At 65.1% G+C, this 15818-nt stretch carries 15 protein-coding genes; 10 read left to right on the forward strand and 5 right to left on the reverse strand.

Features of this window, described 5'->3' with window-relative positions; genetic code table 11:
* Positions 1-65: 65 nt before the first annotated feature.
* The 3 genes from ACQY5B_RS24095 (at position 66) to ACQY5B_RS24105 (ending at position 3722) form a co-directional block, all read left to right on the forward strand.
* On the forward strand, positions 66-1478 hold the full coding sequence (locus tag ACQY5B_RS24095) for a hypothetical protein (protein ID WP_420326988.1): 1413 nt from the start codon (positions 66-68) through the stop codon (positions 1476-1478).
* 99 nt (positions 1479-1577) lie between these two features.
* Positions 1578-2996, forward strand: a complete 1419-nt coding sequence (locus ACQY5B_RS24100) for a hypothetical protein (protein ID WP_420326987.1) — start codon at positions 1578-1580, stop codon at positions 2994-2996.
* Between the two features lie 78 nt (positions 2997-3074).
* Entirely contained in the window at positions 3075-3722 is a 648-nt protein-coding gene (locus ACQY5B_RS24105; protein ID WP_420326986.1) for a M15 family metallopeptidase, read from the forward strand.
* 123 nt (positions 3723-3845) lie between these two features.
* Here ACQY5B_RS24105 and idi read toward each other — a convergent pair whose 3' ends face one another.
* Positions 3846-4382, reverse strand: coding sequence for an isopentenyl-diphosphate Delta-isomerase (idi, locus tag ACQY5B_RS24110; RefSeq protein ID WP_420326985.1), 537 nt, complete (start codon positions 4380-4382; stop codon positions 3846-3848).
* Positions 4383-4594: 212 nt separating this feature from the next.
* Here idi and hemA point away from each other — a divergent pair, with 212 nt between their 5' ends.
* Positions 4595-5809: a 5-aminolevulinate synthase gene (hemA, locus tag ACQY5B_RS24115; RefSeq protein WP_420326984.1), complete on the forward strand. Its 1215-nt coding sequence runs from the start codon at positions 4595-4597 to the stop codon at positions 5807-5809.
* Between the two features lie 113 nt (positions 5810-5922).
* Here the strand turns inward: hemA and ACQY5B_RS24120 are convergent, their stop codons facing one another.
* Complete coding sequence (locus tag ACQY5B_RS24120) at positions 5923-7101, reverse strand: acetyl-CoA C-acyltransferase family protein (RefSeq protein WP_420326983.1); 1179 nt, start codon at positions 7099-7101, stop codon at positions 5923-5925.
* Between the two features lie 132 nt (positions 7102-7233).
* On the opposite strand from ACQY5B_RS24120, the gene ACQY5B_RS24125 reads away from it, so the two are divergent.
* Positions 7234-7542: an EthD family reductase gene (locus ACQY5B_RS24125; RefSeq protein ID WP_305970155.1), complete on the forward strand. Its 309-nt coding sequence runs from the start codon at positions 7234-7236 to the stop codon at positions 7540-7542.
* An 18-nt stretch (positions 7543-7560) separates the two neighbouring features.
* On the opposite strand, the gene ACQY5B_RS24130 is transcribed toward ACQY5B_RS24125, so the two are convergent.
* Positions 7561-8901, reverse strand: coding sequence for a mechanosensitive ion channel family protein (locus ACQY5B_RS24130; protein WP_420326982.1), 1341 nt, complete (start codon positions 8899-8901; stop codon positions 7561-7563).
* Positions 8902-9013: 112 nt separating this feature from the next.
* Between ACQY5B_RS24130 and ACQY5B_RS24135 the strand changes: the two genes are divergently transcribed.
* Entirely contained in the window at positions 9014-9973 is a 960-nt protein-coding gene (locus ACQY5B_RS24135) for a PLP-dependent cysteine synthase family protein (RefSeq protein ID WP_420326981.1), read from the forward strand.
* Positions 9974-10077: 104 nt separating this feature from the next.
* Here the strand turns inward: ACQY5B_RS24135 and ACQY5B_RS24140 are convergent, their stop codons facing one another.
* Entirely contained in the window at positions 10078-10200 is a 123-nt protein-coding gene (locus ACQY5B_RS24140) for a hypothetical protein (RefSeq protein ID WP_263281699.1), read from the reverse strand.
* A 557-nt stretch (positions 10201-10757) separates the two neighbouring features.
* Here ACQY5B_RS24140 and leuC point away from each other — a divergent pair.
* The 4 genes from leuC to ACQY5B_RS24160 all read left to right on the forward strand — a co-directional run bounded on the left by leuC (position 10758) and on the right by ACQY5B_RS24160 (position 14946).
* Entirely contained in the window at positions 10758-12176 is a 1419-nt protein-coding gene (gene leuC / locus ACQY5B_RS24145) for a 3-isopropylmalate dehydratase large subunit (protein ID WP_305970158.1), read from the forward strand.
* A 12-nt stretch (positions 12177-12188) separates the two neighbouring features.
* On the forward strand, positions 12189-12794 hold the full coding sequence (gene leuD / locus ACQY5B_RS24150; protein ID WP_306043723.1) for a 3-isopropylmalate dehydratase small subunit: 606 nt from the start codon (positions 12189-12191) through the stop codon (positions 12792-12794).
* Between the two features lie 386 nt (positions 12795-13180).
* Positions 13181-14002 (forward strand): hypothetical protein, encoded by an 822-nt coding sequence (locus tag ACQY5B_RS24155; protein WP_371931832.1) that lies wholly within the window; start codon positions 13181-13183, stop codon positions 14000-14002.
* A gap of 23 nt (positions 14003-14025) precedes the next feature.
* Positions 14026-14946, forward strand: coding sequence for an endonuclease/exonuclease/phosphatase family protein (locus ACQY5B_RS24160; RefSeq protein ID WP_420326980.1), 921 nt, complete (start codon positions 14026-14028; stop codon positions 14944-14946).
* Here ACQY5B_RS24160 and ACQY5B_RS24165 read toward each other — a convergent pair.
* On the reverse strand, positions 14882-15805 hold the full coding sequence (locus ACQY5B_RS24165; RefSeq protein ID WP_420326979.1) for a Rossmann-fold NAD(P)-binding domain-containing protein: 924 nt from the start codon (positions 15803-15805) through the stop codon (positions 14882-14884). The genes ACQY5B_RS24160 and ACQY5B_RS24165 overlap by 65 nt on opposite strands.
* Positions 15806-15818: the final 13 nt, after the last annotated feature.

A 15818-nucleotide genomic window follows, 5' to 3' on the forward strand; every position in this document is an offset into this window, starting at 1 on the left:
GCCGCGCACAAAACGGTGTTGGCGTGCTAGAAACACTCAAAAGGTCCGAGCAGACGGAGAAAAACATGGCACGGATGCTGTGGCGACTGGCATTGACCGCCGTCCTCCCGTTTTTCGCAGGCATGGCGCAGGCGGCGCAGATCACCCTGTCGGAAGGGCAGGACATGGGCTGTTGGCTGCGCATTGACGGTGAGATCGTCAGTGGCGATGCCGAGGCATTGCGTGCCATTCTGAAAGACATGCCCGATCCCGACGGTCCCAGCCCGGTGGGGCGCCGCATCTGCCTGGACAGTCCGGGCGGTTCGCTGATCGAGGTGGTGCGCATGGCGGATATCGTCAAGGCAGAGTTCCTGGGCACGGCCATTGCAGAGGGGGCCACCTGCGAAAGCACCTGCGCCCTGTTGTTCCTGTCGGGGCGCTTTTCCCATCCGGAATCGGATGGCGACGCCATTCCCGACCGCGTCCTGCACCCGCGCGGGACGCTTGGCTTTCACGCGCCGGCGCTGGTGGAGGAAGATCGCAGCTATGGCAGGGACGAGGTCAACGAGGCCTATGCACAGGCTTTGGGCAGCATGGGCGAGGTGTTGCGCGTCACCTCGGATATCCCCGAGTCGCTGTTCCTGACGATCCTCAACACGCCGGCCGGCGACATGAGTTACGTCGAGACCGTGGAACAGGCGGCGCGCTGGCAGATCGAGGTCGCTCCGGTGTCCCTGACGGCCTCGGACATCGAATCCTCGCTGCGGTTCGCCTGTCTGAACGGTGATGGCGGCATGCTGGATGAGCGCGCCTCGGACAGCTACCTGTATGGCTCTGCCAATCTGCCCTTCACCTATGGCAACCTTGGGCCGGACCGGGCGCAGGTGACGTCGCGCGGCGGGTTCCGGACCAGGGACGCGACAAATTGCGAGATGACCTTGAGGGCCGATGGCGATCCGCTGGACCGGATCGGCTATCTGGTGATGGACGGGGCGGGCGCAAACGAGGTCTCGCGGCGCGAGGTTTATCCCTACATGTTCCACGATCCGCGGCTGCCGCTGTCCGCGCTGCCGGTGGCGCGCAGCCCGGCCGAAACCGGCGAACAGATCTTCTTCGCGGCCATTCAGGACGCGGCCCGGGCCGAGCTGTCCGAGGTCGAGATCAAGTCTTGCTGGTTGCTGAGTCCCGAGGCGCGGATCGTGAACGTCAGTGAATACGTCAACCTGCGTGGCGGTCCCGGGTTCGAGGCCGAGGTGCTGCGGCAGGTGCCGCTGGGCGAAAAGGTGCGCGTGATCGCCACCCAGGATCTGCGCACCCCCGAAGGCGGTGACAGGGCGCGCAGTTGCATGAAGGCCTGCAACGACCTGGCGCTGGATAACGGCGACGCAGAGCTGCCGGCCCGGGTGGACCGCTGCATCGAGGACAATGTCTTTTGGTACGAAATCCGCGATGGATCGGGCACGGCCGGTTTCGTCAGCCGCAAATTCCTCGCGGATTGAGAGGGTTTCCCAGCCGTCGCGCGACAGGGCATTCCCGTCTTCGTCCGGGGCGGGAGCCGTGCTAGCCTTTCGGCCGTATGCCCCGGCACGAGCCCCGATATGACCAGCGCACTTCGCCTCATCCTTGCAGTCATTTGGCTGTGTTCGTTGGTCGGGGGTCAACCCGCCGCCGCAGCGACGATCATCCGGGGTGGTGACCCGGTCATGGGCTGCCGTATCTCGATAGAGGGGCAAATCGAGGATGGAGATGCCGATGCCCTGCGCGCGTTGCTGGACGAGATCGGCTTTACCGCCGATTATTCACCGGTCGGGCGCCGCATCTGCCTGGACTCCCCCGGTGGACGGCTGCGCGAGGCACTGGCGATGGCCGACCTGATCGGCGAGTGGGCCTATGGCACCGCCGTGCCCGGCAACGCGGCCTGCGAAAGCGCCTGCGCCATCGTTTTCCTTGCAGGCCGCTACCGCCATCCCGAGGCGGGCGGCGCCCATAGCAGTGACAGGCTTCTGCATCCTCGGGGCAAGCTGGGCTTTCATGCCCCTTCTTTGCTGCTGGGGGATCGGGCCTACACGCGGGAGGAGGTCGATACCGCCTATGCCATCGCGCTTGACAGCATGGCGGGGGTGTTGCGGCACCGCGCAGACATGGGCACCGCGATCCCGGATTCCCTGTTCCTGGCGCTGCTGGGCACCCCGCCTTTCGAGATGGCCTATGTCAAGACGGTTGGCCAGGCCGCGCAATGGGAGATCGCGGTGGCACCGGTCGCCTTTCCGGGTGGCAATGCGCAACAGGCGCTTTCGCACCTCTGCTGGCACGTCGATTCCGGGCTGATCGACTATCCACTGCGCCCGCCACTGCAGCTTCTGGACTTCACCTACGAAGAGATCGACGACAGATCGCTTTATGCCCTCAGCAACAGCACCTTTCGATACGAGGGTTCTGCCCGGTGCGAATTGCGTGTCTACGGTGACAACGGGCCGGTCCAGGCGATGGGCGCGGCCAGCTATACCGGCGGCGCCACGGATCAGTCTGTCAGCGGCTGGGCCTTTCCCTACATGCTCTACCCGTCCGAGACGTTGATAGCCGATCTGCCGGTCTGGACCGAAGGAGATGCCACGCATGTCGATACCTTCTTCCGCGCAGTGCGCGACCCGGGATCTGCCGTGGGCGGGGCGGGCGGGTTCAACAACTGCCGGCTGGCGAGCACTTCGGCCCGGGTCATCAACGTCAATGACTTCGTCAATCTGCGCGCCGCGCCCGGTCTGCGTGCCCCCATCGTCGGGCAGTTGCGATTGGCCGAACGGGTTCAGGTTCCCGATACGGGTCGCCTTGTGCCACTGCGCGACTCGCAGCGGGGACAGACCTGCCTCAACATCTGCTCGGCCTTTGCCGCGGAACCGCAGGCGCAGGACCTGCGACGCGAGGCCGAAGGCTGCATTGCCGAGAACATGCTGTGGTACCAGGTGGTTGCGTCGGACGGGAACACGGGGTTCGTCAGTCGGCACTTCCTGGCCGAATAAGTGCCGGATTACCTGACTTGCAGCACCCGCTCCCGCGGGCTTCCCTTTGGCAAAGGCGAGATGAACAGGAGAGACAGGATGCGGATAGTCCTTTGGGCCGGAGTGCTTGGCATGGTGATTTCGGCCTCGATGGCCAGCGCGCAGGCGCGGGGCACGGCCCAGCCGATCCCGGATGCCACCTGGGCTGCGATGCAGGGCGTCAGCTGGCACACGAACTTGCCCTGCCCGGCGCGCGAAGACCTGCGCCTGCTGACCGTGCCATATGTTGATTTCAAGGGCCGTACCCGGCAGGGCGAGTTGATTGTCGCCACAGATGTGTCCAACGACATTCTGGACATCTTCGCCGAAATCCACGCCGCCGGATACCCGATCCAGAGCATGCGGCTGGTGCATCACTTTCGCGGTGATGACGGGTTTTCGATGGCGGCCAACAACACAAGCGCCTTCAACTGTCGTGTCGTGGCGGGCACCTCGCGCCTGTCCCAACATGCGCTGGGGCGCGCCGTCGACATCAACCCGGTGCAGAACCCCTTTGTGTCGGGCGGGCGCACCTCGCCCTCGGCCGGCGTCGATTACGACGCCCCGGGCGAGCGGCGCGCAAGGTCGCGGGGGGTGATCGTTGCCGGGGACGCCGTGGTGACGGCATTCAAGAAACGCGGCTGGGGCTGGGGCGGCGATTGGACTTCGATGAAGGACTACCAGCACTTCTCTGCCACGGGGAACTGACACGGCAGCAAACAGCCGCCGCCCCGGTGGCTTGGGGTGCGGGATAGCGTTCTTAAATGACCGCTCACTTCGGGTAGCCAGTTGGCCTGCTGATCGGTGTCACGACCGCGTGGGCGCGCCCTGTCAGCCTGCCGCCCCCTTGTCCGGTCCAAAGACGAGGCTCGCGTGCCGATCCAGGTAGATGCGCAGCCAGGGTGTGAACTGCTCGGGCGTCTCGCGCACCTCTGCCGCCAGTTCGCCACGCGGCACCCAGCGAATGTCCATGACCTCCTCGGGGTTCGGCGCCAGGGTCATCCCGGCTATCGCTTCGGCGCGAAAGATCTCGACCACCTCGTGCTCGACCATGCCATCGCCCACCCCGGCCCGGTATTCGACCTGCCCCATGTGACGGGGCGCAACGCCCGTGATGCCCAGTTCGTCCTGCAACCGGCGCACCGCACAGGCGGCCGCGGATTCGTCCCATTCGGGGTGGGTGCAACAGGTATTCGCCCAAAGCCCGGGCGTGTGATACTTGCCCAGGGCCCGGCGCTGGATCAGCACCTCGTCCCCGCGCGTGACAAAGACCGACACGGCCTTGTGTTTCAGGCCGCGTTCGTGGGCTTCCAGCTTTTCCACCGGTTGCAGGGTGCCATCCACCCAGGCGGGAATCATGATCGTCATGGCGGTCCGGGGCTTGGCCCCTCGTGATGGGTCAGGATTGGCCACTTATAGGGGCAGGCGCGGGGTCTTTGCACGTCGAAACCGCGCCGGAACAGGCTCACCTCAGGAAAACCGGACTGTGCCATGCCGGCCCGTGCGCCTAGGCTCGTTGGGCATTTGTCCGTGCCGGGACGATCCGGTCGGATGCCGAAGATCGAGACTGGAGACGCCCGATGGATTTCGACGCCCTGTTCACCGCCCAATTGGACGACCTGAAAGCAGAGGGCAACTATCGCTTCTTCGCCGAGCTGGAGCGGGACTGCCAGGCCTTTCCCAAGGCTCGACACCAGGCGGAGGGGGGCGTGCAAGATATCACCGTCTGGTGTTCGAACGACTACCTCGGGATGGGGCAGCACCCTGCCGTGCGCGCGCGGATGAAGGAGGTGGTGGACCAGTGCGGCACCGGGGCGGGCGGCACGCGCAACATCTCGGGCACCAATGCGCACCACGTCGCGCTGGAGCGTGAACTCGCCGACCTGCACGGCAAGGAGGCGGCGCTGCTCTTCACCTCGGGCTATGTCTCGAACTGGGCCGCGCTCTCGACCCTGGGCAGCCGGCTGGCGGATGCGGTGATCCTCTCGGACGCCGCCAACCACGCCAGCATGATCGAAGGCATCCGCCATTCCCGCGCGCAGAAGGTGATCTGGCGCCACAACGACCCCGAGGACCTGGACCGCAAGCTGGCGGCGCTGCCCGCCAATGCGCCCAAGATCGTCGCCTTCGAGTCCGTCTACTCGATGGATGGCGACATCTGCCCGATGGCCGAGATCGTCGACGTGGCGGAACGGCACGGCGCCATGACCTATCTCGACGAGGTGCATGCCGTGGGTCTCTATGGCCCGCGCGGCGGCGGCATCGCCGAGGCGCGCGGCCTGGCCGACAGGATCACCCTGATCGAAGGCACGCTGGGCAAGGCCTATGGCTGCATGGGCGGCTATGTCTCGGGCTCGCGCGCGCTGTGCGATTTCATCCGCAGCTTTGCCTCGGGGTTCATCTTTACCACCGCGCTGCCGCCGGCGGTTGCGGCCGCGGCCCAGGCCTCGATCGCGCATCTGAAGGTCTCGGACACCGAGCGCCGGCAGCAGCGCCGCCAGGTGGCGCGTCTGCGCGCGGCACTGGACCGGCGGGGCATCCCGCACCTGGCCAACGACAGCCACATCATCCCTGTGATGATCAAGGACCCGGTCAAATGCCGGATGCTGGCGGACATCCTGATGCGCGACTGGGGGATCTACGTGCAGCCGATCAACTATCCAACCGTGCCCAAGGGCACCGAGCGCCTGCGCTTCACCCCCGGACCGCTGCATTCCGACGCCGACATCGACCACCTGGTCGAGGCGCTCACTGTGCTCTGGAAACAATGCGCCATCGCGCATGCGGTCGCCTGAGGGTGGGCGTGGATCCGGTTTCTTTGGGCTGAAAATTCTCCGGGGAGCGCGAGGGGCTGGCCCCTCGCTTCCCTGGCATTGATCTTTTGTGCGACGACCTGTGGTCGGTTCCGTCAGATCCGCTCGATCGCCAGCGCGATGCCCTGACCGCCGCCGATGCACATGGTGATCAGCGCCCTGGATCCTCCGATCCGCTCCAGTTCATGCAGCGCCTTGACCGTGATGATCGCGCCCGTCGCGCCGACCGGGTGGCCCAGGGCGATGGCGCCGCCGTTGGGGTTCACCTTTGACGGATCAAGCCCCAGTTCCTTGTTCACGGCCAGCGCCTGCGCCGCGAAGGCCTCGTTCGATTCGATCACGTCGAAATCGCTTGCCGTCAGGCCGGTCCGCTTCAACAGGGCCTCGACCGCGGGGACCGGGCCAATGCCCATGACCTCGGGGCGCACACCGGCATGAGCATAGCCCAGCACCCGCGCCCGGGCTTTCAGGCCCGCGCTTTCGGCTGCCGAGGCCCGCGCCAGCACCAGCGCCGCCGCGCCGTCATTGATGCCGCTGGCATTGCCCGCCGTAACGCTGCCGTCCTTCTGGAACACCGCGCGCAGGCCGGACAGCGCTTCCAGCGTCGTGGCCTTGGGGTGTTCGTCGGTGTCGAAGTCCACCATGTCGCGCTTCTTGCGCACCTGCACCGGCACGATCTGCTCGGCGAAACGTCCCTCGGCAATGGCCTTGGCCGCGCGTTCCTGGCTTTCCAGCGCAAAGGCGTCCTGCGCCGCGCGGCTGATGTCATGTTCCGAGGCGACATTCTCTGCCGTCACGCCCATGTGGCCGGTGCCGAAGGGGCAGTTCAGCGCGCCCAACATCATGTCCAGCGTCTTGACGTCGCCCATCTTGGCGCCCCAGCGCTGATCGGTGATGGCAAAGGGAGACCGCGACATGGCCTCGGCCCCGCCGGCCAGCGCGAAATCCGCGTCCCCCAGCATCAGCGACTGCACCGCCGAGACGATCGCCTGAGCGCCCGACCCGCAAAGCCGGTTGACGTTCATGGCCGGGGTACTGTCAGGGATGCCTGCCTGCATTGCCGCCACGCGGCTGAGGTACATGTCGCGCGGTTCGGTATTGATGACATGGCCGAACACCACATGCCCGATCTGCCCTCCGTCGACGCCCGCGCGCTCCAGCGCGGCCTTGGCCGCCACTGTCCCGAGGTCAATGGGCGGCGTGCCTGCAAGGCTGCCGCCGAACGTGCCGATGGCGGTGCGCGCACCGCTCAGGATGACGATATCTTCGCTCATGGTCCCCTCCTGAATATGGGGGGACTATGCGCGTGCGACATGGGTTTGTCAGCCCTCAGGGCGGGTTTGCAAATTGAGACGTAACGGCACGCCACTTGTGGTAAACCGAACGAACAACAGGGAGGAAGCGCAATGGCCAACAGCGTTCAGGTGCTCTATCCGGCCACGGAGGGCACTCATTTCGACCATGACTACTACGTCAGCACGCACCTTCCGATGGTGACCGAGATCTGGGGGCCTTACCTGAAGACCGCCCTTGCCACCAAGGGGCTGTCCGGCGGGCCAGACACGCCGCCCGGCTTTCATGCCATCGCGACGCTGGTGTTCAAGGATGGCGCCGCGTTGAAAGAGGGCATGGGCAAGGCGCAGCCGCTGTTGGACGACATTCCGAAATTCACCGATTGCCAGCCACAGATGCTGGTCGGCGAAGTGATCGGCTGAAGCTCCCGGTCGCGTGTGTCAGTCGATGACTGGCGGGGCCGGGTCCTCATCCTTCAGCACCCGCACCTCGCGCTGCGGGAAGGGGATCGAGATGTCGTTGGCCTGGAAGGCGTCCCAGAGGGCGAGGTAGACGTTGCCCCGGATATTGGTCAGCCCGCCCGTGGGGTCGGTGATCCAGAAGCGCAGGACATAGTCCACCGAGGAGTCGCCAAAGCCTATGATGTGGCAGACCGGCGGTTTGTGGCTGAGCACCCTGTCCACGCTTTGCGCGGCGGCAATGGCGATGCGGCGCACCTCATGCGGGTCGTCCTGGTAGGAGGTGCCGAAATGGATGTCGAGCCGCACGAAATCATTGGAATGCGACCAGTTCACCACCTGCCCGGTGATCAGATCCTCGTTCGGGATCAGGTATTCCCGGCCATCCCGCGTGACCACACTGACATAGCGCGCGCCCAGCGACTCGATCCAGCCAAAGGTCTCGCCCAGACTGATGACGTCTCCGGGCTTGATCGACTTGTCGAGCAGGATGATGATGCCGGACACGAGGTTGGACACCACCTTTTGCAGGCCAAAGCCAAGGCCCACGCCGATGGCGCCCGACAGCACCGCCAGGCCGGTCAGATCCACCCCCACCGATTTCAGCGCGATGAAGAAGGCAGAGCCGAACAGGATCACCTGCAGGACCTTGACCGCCAGCACCTGCATCGAGGGGCTGATCGCGGTGTTCCGCCGGATCGAGGCCGCCGAGGCACCCGCCATCAGTCGGGCCAGGGCCAATAGCACTGCCATGCTGACAGCGGCCTTGATGATCAACCACATCGAAAGCCGCGTCTCTCCCATCGTGATGGCAATGGATTCCAGCGTGCTTTCCGCCTCGTCGGTCCAGCCGAGGATCGACAGCGTGGCCCAAGTCCAGGCGCCGTAGCGGACCACCACGCCCAGTGCCGGGTTCGCGATCAACCGAGTCGCGAAAGCGATGAACAGCCAGGCTGTCGACAGGTTCGCCACCACCCGCAGCAACAGCGACCGGTATGACCAGGTGAGTTCCTTCATCACCAGGAAGGCGATCCAGATCATCGCGACGAACAGTATCATCCGCATCCGTCGCTGCACGATCAGGCCGATCCGCAACCGCCATTTCGGCCAGTTCTCGCGGCTGCGCAGCCATTCGGAATAGCGCGGTCGGATGAGGGCACGCAGAACCCAGGCCAGCAGGAAGACGGCGAGAATGATCCCGATCTGGTAGGTGGTCCAGGGTCGCATGGCCTGTCGCCACAGCAACTCGCCTTCGGCCAGCAGGAATTCCCAGAGGCCGATCAGGGCCTCGGGGTCCAGCGGCAGCGGTTCCTGTGGGTCCATGTCACCTTCCGTCGGTGCGGGTCATCGGGCAGTCAAAGACTATTGCAAAGGGGGCACCGTGCAACCCTCTGGCTTGCTTGACTTGTGGCCAAGGGCGGCGCAGCTTCCCGCCATGATCTTGAGTTCTGCCATCGAGGCCATCGGAAACACGCCGCTTGTCGACCTCACCCGCGCCTGCGCGGCGCTTGGGGTCGAGGGCCGCATCCTGGCCAAGCCCGATTTCCTGTTGCCGGGGTTTTCCAAGAAGGACCGGGCGGCCCGCGCCATCATCGAGGCGGCGCGAGACGCGGGCGCGTTGCAGCCTGGGCAGCCGGTGGTCGAGCTGACCTCGGGCAACATGGGCACCGGGCTGGCCATCGTCTGCGGGATCCTGGGCCATCCCTTTATCGCGGTGATGAGCCGGGGCAACTCGGTCGAACGGGCACGCATGATGGCGGCGCTGGGCGCCGAGGTGGAGCTCATCGATCAGGCGCCGGGCAGTACGCCGGGCCAGGTCTCGGGCGCAGATCTTGCGCGGGTCGAAGAGGCGGCGCAGCGTATCACGCGGGACCGAGGCGCCTTTCGTGCCGATCAGTTCGGCCATCCGGGCAACCCCGCGGCGCATGAAACCGGCACCGGGCCGGAGTTCTGGACGCAGTCCGGGGGCGTGATCGAGGTCTTTGCGGATTTTGTCGGATCCGGCGGGACGCTGGCGGGCACGGCGCGGTTTCTCGCCCCCAGGGGCGTGCGTTGCTACGCGGTGGAACCTCGCGGCGCCGAGGCCATCGCCGGCGGTGATACCACGCAGCCGGATCACCCGATCCAGGGCGGCGGTTATGGCATGGCGGACCTGGTGCATCTGCGGGACGCCCCGTTGTCGGGAACCCTGTCCGTCAGCGGCGATCAGGCCCGAGAGCACGCCCGCCTGCTGGCACGGACAGAGGGTCTGTTTGCCGGCTACTCCTCGGGCGCGAACCTTGCTGCGGCGGCGGAACTGCTACGCGGGCCTGAACAGGGCCGTACCGTGGGGATCGTGCTGTGCGACAGCGGTTTGAAATACCTTTCGACCGACCTCTGGGCCGATGCGACCTGATCGTTCCGGCAATGCCTGAAAACGAATGACGCCGCCCCGTGGGGCGGCGCGGCGCTGGCACCCGTGGGACCGGTCCGCCTGACAGGGCGACCGGTGTCCCGGCGTCACTCGACCAGAACGGTCAGCGGGGTGATCCCGCTTGATTCCACGCGGGCCTGCACGCTGAACGCTGCCACGATCAGCACGGCGATCAGGCCAAGATTGACGATGTTCAATGCGCTGCGCATCGGATGCCTCATTTCCTCATGCAACGGGTACGCAATGCCCCGGCACACGGATCAAGATTTTCGGAAGTCTTGCGCGGTATTTTCCCGCGGACCGCTGGAAAATGGGCCAGATCCTGTCATGCAACAAGGGGGCCGCGTCAGTTTGTCCACAGGCCGGAGCGGCCATGTGACCCTTGCCCGGCAAACCGCCGCCGCTGAATGTTTCTTTGTCATGGTGTGGACAGGCTGCCAACGTCGGGCATGCCTGGGGGTGTGTTTCACGGCGGGTCAGGAACCCTGCCGCGTATCCGCCAGGTGGCGCAAGCGGCAAGGGTCCACGTCCTTGAAGAGCGGCCCTGACGGGCGTCGGCGCTCTCTTGCGGGAATCTGTGCGAGGCTGTATCAGGCGGGATCATGAAACCCCATGTCGACAGGACAGACCGCGCGCGCTTGCGCGAACGTTTCTACGGCGCCACGCATACCGTGCTGGCCCGGCTACAGGCGCGCGCCTGAATTGCCCGGCGCGTGCCCGCGCCACCCTTCCGACAAGCCATTCGCCAATCAACGGGAGAGGACCGATGTCCCCCAAGACGCTTTATGACAAGATCTGGGATGCCCATCTCGTCCACGAGGACGAAGACGGCACCAGCCTCATCTACATCGACCGCCACCTCGTGCACGAGGTGACAAGCCCGCAGGCCTTCGAAGGTCTGCGCATGGCGGGCCGCTCCGTGCGCGCGCCGGACAAGACCATCGCCGTGCCGGATCACAACGTGCCCACCACCCAGGGCCGTGAGAACCCCGACCAGATGCCCGAGGACAGCCGCATCCAGGTGGCCGCACTGGACCAGAACGCCAAGGAATTCGGCATTCACTATTACCCTGTGTCGGACATCCGTCAGGGCATCGTGCACATCGTCGGCCCCGAACAGGGCTGGACCCTGCCGGGCATGACCGTGGTCTGCGGCGACAGCCACACCGCCACGCATGGCGCCTTCGGCGCGCTGGCACATGGCATCGGCACGTCAGAGGTCGAGCACGTCCTGGCCACCCAGACGCTGATTCAGTCCAAGTCCAAGAACATGAAGGTCGAGATCACCGGCAAGCTGGCGCCGGGTGTGACCGCCAAGGACATCGTCCTGCGCATCATTGCCGAAACCGGTACCGCCGGCGGCACCGGCTATGTCATCGAGTATTGCGGCGAAGCGATCCGCGACCTCTCGATGGAAGGCCGCATGACCATCTGCAACATGGCCATCGAAGGTGGCGCCCGCGCTGGCCTGATCGCGCCGGACGAAACCACGTTCGAATACGTCAAGGGCCGCCCCCACGCGCCGAAGGGCGCCCAGTGGGAGGCCGCGCTCAACTGGTGGAAGACGCTGTATTCGGACGATGACGCGCATTGGGACAAGGTGCTGACCATCCCCGGCGAGTCGATCGAACCCACCGTGACCTGGGGCACCTCGCCCGAGGACGCGCTGCCGATCTCGGCGGTCGTTCCCGCGCCCGACAGCTTTAAGGGTGGCAAGGTTGCCGCGGCACAGCGGTCGCTGGACTACATGGGCCTCAAGCCCGGCACGCCGCTGACCGACATCCAGATCGACACCGTGTTCATCGGTTCCTGCACCAATGGCCGGATCGAGGATTTGCGCGCCGCTGCCGAGGTCGTGAAGGGGAAAAAGATCAAGGACGGCATGCGTGCGATGATCGTGCCCGGGTCGGGCCTTGTCCGTGCACAGGCCGAGGAAGAAGGCCTGGCCGACATCTTCAAGGAGGCGGGTTTCGAATGGCGCCTTGCGGGCTGTTCCATGTGTCTCGCCATGAACCCCGACCAGCTGTCCGAGGGTGAGCGCTGTGCCTCCACCTCGAACCGCAACTTCGAGGGCCGCCAGGGCTACAAGGGGCGCACGCATCTCGTGTCGCCCGCCATGGCCGCTGCTGCCGCGCTGACCGGTCACCTGACCGATGTGCGCGCGCTGATGACCGAAAACGCCTGAGGATCCTGACCGATGGAAAAGTTCGAAAAACTCACCGGGATCGCGGCGCCCATGCCGCTGGTCAACATCGACACCGACATGATCATCCCCAAGGTCTTTCTGAAGACCATCAAGCGGTCGGGTCTCGGCGTGAATCTCTTCGACGAGATGCGCTATGACCGGCAGGGCAACGAGATCCCCGATTTCGTGCTGAACCAGCCGCAGTACCGCGAAACGGAGATCCTTGTCGCGGGCGACAACTTTGGTTGTGGTTCCTCGCGGGAACACGCGCCCTGGGCGCTCAAGGATTTTGGCATCAAGGCGATCATCTCGACCTCATTCGCCGATATCTTTTACAACAACTGCTTCAAGAACGGCCTGTTGCCGATCAAGCTGCCGCAAGAGGCCGTGGACGTGCTGATGAAGGACGCCGAAAAGGGTTCCAACGCGCGCATGATCGTCGATCTGGAGGCACAGACCGTCACGACCTCGGACGGCGAGAGCTTCAGCTTCGAGATCGATCCGTTCAAGAAGCACTGCTTGCTCGAAGGCCTGGACGACATTGGCCTCTCGATGGAAAAGGCGCCCGCGATCGACGCCTTCGAGGCGCAGGCTGCGCAGGCACGTCCCTGGGTCTGATCCCGAGACTCTCGCCCCCGCCGCGGTCCGTGGCGGGGGCGTTTCCGGCTCTCCCAAGGGCCGTGATCGCCACACTCGCTAACGCCGGGTTAATGGATGGCCCGAATTTCGGGCAGGCCTCTTGTGGCAGTTTTTTCTTTTCCCCCAAGATATTGCGGTGTGTTCTTAACGCGCCTTTTTTGTGCCGCAGAATTGATGCAATCCCGCACCAGTGACTCCCCGAAAGGGACATGAATCTGAGCAAGCCTCCCTTGAATGCTTGAGCGATCCGGGGGAAAGGGGCAAAACTTGGGCAAGATTGAGGCAACCCGTCTTCAAGCGCGGGCTCGGGATGGAACAAGGGCGCGGCATCGTATCGCTCCCGTCCGGAACGAAAGGGCAGAACTGTGATCACGCGAATGGTGGCCGCCGGGGCGCGGGCATTCCTTGTTGTATTGCTCGTGGCGACGCCTGCGTTGCTGATGCCCGGAACCCGTGCCGAGACCACCCAGATCATAGCACTGATCGGCCTCGTGGCCGCCATCCTGACCCTCGTGGAATACTTGGCCGACGCCCCCTCGCTGATCGAATTCCGCTCGGCCCCGCCGTTCAATCGCATCCGCTTCTTCTCGCTTGCGCTGACGGTAATCCTTTTGACGCTGATCTGCCGCGGCGCGGTCCTGCCCTCGCCTCTGACAGACGGTCTGATTGCCTTTGGCCGTGGGATAGGAGAGGCGATGGATTTCTCCTTTTCGCCCGTGCACCTGATGCTGCTGGCGGTACCTGGTGAGGGCATGATCGAAGAGATCCGCCCGCTTGCGGGGCTGGCCTATGTCATTTCCCTTGTCACCATCCTGGTGTTTGTGGCGCTTGTGCGGATCCTGAACTGGCCCTTGGGGCGCGGTGCCTTCAATTTCTGGATCAACCTGCCGCTTTATGATCCCACCGCCGGTGGCGACATCCTGCGACGACTGCGCCGGGACAGCCACGTTAACGTAGCCTTAGGGTTCCTGCTGCCATTCTTGATTCCGGCGCTGCTGAAGGCCGCCGGGGTTCATGTGACGACCTTGTCCTGGGCCGAACCGCAAACACTGATCTGGACAATGAGCGCATGGGCCTTTTTGCCGGCAAGCTTGATCATGAGGGGGGTTGCGCTGATGCGCATCGCCGACCTGATCGAGGAAAAACGCCGCCGCGCCTACGCGCAGGCGGATCTGCAGGCGGTCTGATCCTCTTTTTCAGCTACATCCTGGTGGCTTGGGCGGCCTGTGCCGACCCGGTGCGCCTTGCCACCTGGCACGGCGATTTCAGCCGCAAGGGACCGGGACTGATGCTGGCGGACCTGGAAAAGGCGCCGCCTGACCTGTCGCCGATTCTTGCGACTGGTCCGGACATCCTGCTCTTGACCGACATCGACTATGACGCCGGACAGGCCACGTTGGGAAAACTGCGTGACCTTCTGTTGGACCAGGGACTGCGCTATTCGCATCTCTTTGCTCTGCGGCCGAATACGGGAATGGCGACGGGGCTGGACATCGATGGCGACGGTTACCGTGGCGGTCCGCGCGATGCGCAGGGGTTCGGATGGTTCGCAGGGCAGGGCGGGATGGCTTTGCTCTCGCGCTATCCGGTGGAACTTGGGGCCGATCACTCCGCGCTCTTGTGGAAGGACGTGCCTGACAGCGCGATTGCCCCCGACGATCCGGCCCAGGACGTGCAGCGCCTGTCCAGTTCAGCACATTGGGCACTGCGCGTGGCAACGCCCGAGGGCGGGCTGACTTTGCTGACACTGGCGGCAACCCCCCCGGTCTTCGACGGCCCCGAGGATCGGAACGGGCGTCGCAACCGGGATGAGGTTCTGCTTTGGACCCATGCACTGGACGGCAAGTTGGGGTCTGTTCCTGACGCACCCGTCGTGGTGATCGGAAACCTCAACCTTGATCCCGCACGCGGCAACGGTCTGCAAGCGGCCGCGCGCCGGGTGCTGGAACACGCACGCCTGCAGGATCCGATGCCCGATGCGGAAACCGTGACCTGGGACAGCACGGGGCCGATGCGGGTCAGTTATGTCCTGCCGGACCGGCAGCTGTCTGTCATCGACAGTGGCGTCACGCCACCGTCGCCGGATCTTGGCCCGCATGGCCTCGTCTGGGTCGATCTGACCCTGCCTTGAGGACCGGCGCCACGGCAGCGGCCAACGCGTCGTCCACCGGGGTCGAACGAAAGTCCGGCAAGAGCGCGTCGAAACTGTCCTTGGTCAGGTGATGCGGCTTGCCCCAGAGATAGCGCATTTCGACCAGTTTCGCGCCAAGGGGCCAGACCAGCGCAGCCAGACGGACGGGCCACCACGCCATGCGCTTGATCCGCACCTGGCGTTTCAGGGTGCCACCGATCAGCCCGGCCATGTCCTGCCCGGTCAGCGTATATCCGGGGAAATTCACCTCGGCGAACCGAGGCAACATCTCGCGCCGCTCCGCCAGGGCCACGGCGGCGCGGGCCATGTCGGGCAGGAAGGCCCAGGCATGCGGTACGGTCGGATCGCCGGGATAGGTCAGCACACCCTTTTTCAACGAGGGCGCCATCTGGAGGTCGAACCAGTTGCCCGAAGCCGCGGTGTCCAGAAAATCCCCGGCGCGCAGCAGGATCACGGGGATGCCCGCGTCGCGGTAGGTCTGTTCCATCTCGATCCGTACGCGGCCCAGGGGGTTCCGCGCCTTATGGGGGACACCGGGGTCAAATGCCTCTGGCGCATCCTTGCCGAAGACATAGACATTGCCGGGAACGATCACCGTCGCGCCCGAGGCACGCGCCGCCGCGATCACCTGTTCGGTCAGACCCGGAACCTGCGTGGCCCAGTCTGTGTAGGCCGGGTTCCAGCCATTCACGATGATATCCACCCCCCGCGCCGCTTGCGCCAGGTCGTCCTGCCCGCGGTCGAACAGCGTGACCCGCCAGCCCGCGTTCCAGAAAGCCTCTGCCGCGTGACGTCCGAACCGCCCGCTGCCGCCCAGGATCAGCACATTGCCCGTCATCTGACGATCCTCC

The sequence above is a fragment of the Antarctobacter sp. genome (assembly GCF_965277915.1).
In the GTDB taxonomy this organism is placed as follows: domain Bacteria; phylum Pseudomonadota; class Alphaproteobacteria; order Rhodobacterales; family Rhodobacteraceae; genus Antarctobacter.